This window comes from Candidatus Kurthia intestinigallinarum, from assembly GCF_003991225.1.
Taxonomy (GTDB): Bacteria; Bacillota; Bacilli; order Bacillales_A; family Planococcaceae; genus Kurthia; species Kurthia populi.
The window spans coordinates 1-1143 of sequence record NZ_JTFC01000133.1 but is presented as its reverse complement, the minus strand read 5'-3'; the positions used below and the strand labels follow the sequence as shown (position 1 = coordinate 1143).

Annotated in this window: 1 protein-coding gene; it reads right to left on the bottom strand. The window is 42.0% G+C overall.

The features are described 5' to 3' along the window. Positions 1-182: 182 nt before the first annotated feature. Positions 183-743, bottom strand: coding sequence for a hypothetical protein (locus QI30_RS19175; RefSeq protein ID WP_126992101.1), 561 nt, complete (start codon positions 741-743; stop codon positions 183-185). Positions 744-1143 lie beyond the last annotated feature (400 nt).

The following is a 1143-nucleotide window of genomic DNA, read 5'->3' as shown; positions in this document are numbered from 1 at the left end:
TAAAATGCCTTTCACGACATTGGCTGCATTTGTGAGCTTAGCTTGGACTTGTCCAGCTGAGGCAAAAACGATTTCGGGTGTTATGAAATAACAAACGACAATGGCCAAAGCTGTTCCCATTACTAAGCTTGTTGCTTTCGTGTTATTTGTCATACGCAAACCTACTTTCACTATTCATTTCTCTATGATTCATCACGCTCCACCTCTAAAGATGGCGCTAGTGCACGCTCCTTTTCTACTTGCTTCATTGTTTCTAGCTCTATTTTGGCTTGCTGCTCAGTTTCAAATGAAGGGGACAACTGCTCTAGTTCTCCGTGCTTCAATCGCCCAATAAAAACGGCTCGCTGCTTTCGTTCTTGATCTAGCGTTTCAAATAGCTGAAGCTTTTCCTCATAGCGCCGAACAGCTCGCTCTAATTCAATCCCGTACACGCTCAAGAATCCTTCTAAAAAACTAGCTCCGGCAAAGGACACTTCATTCACAATACGCCCGCCTTTCACACGAATTGCCATTACATCTACTTGGTCGACAAGGTTAGCATCCGCTACATTGCCTTGCTGTAAAAAATGCTGCCGTAAAACAAGTGGCTTCACCTCAATAGAAGAACTCACTTCTTCTTCGGCAAGTTGCTGTCGAATCTGTGAAAGTGGCTGCCCCTTCCCTGGCTCACTCACCCCTACGTGCCCATCATGTACAAATTCAGTCGCTCGCTTACTACTTAACCAACGTTCAGTAATCAGCACTATCACCTACTTTCGTACCTTTGATAACCGTATTTTCCCGTTCGCCAAGACAATAAGCGGATATGTAGTGTAATTTAAAGAAACACACGTTCTTGTTACAGTTGTAACAGAGTTGTCATTAAAATATTTGATTTTTCTGTAAATATAAAGGTGAAAAGGTATAATTTTAGTAGGAATGCCGTCAACATTTCGGAAATTTTGTACGCTAAGGCGTCCCGTCAGAAAAATGCGGATTTACAACGATAAGGGGGATAATGTTCCCAAACGTCGGTTTGGGAATGTAATACTTCAATTAACGCAGCAGGTTAAGTTGCGAGGGAGAACTCCATTCTCCCCCTTCTTATTCAACTAACGAAGCAAGTTAGTTAAAGATTTCATCATTGCAGGTATTTGAATATTA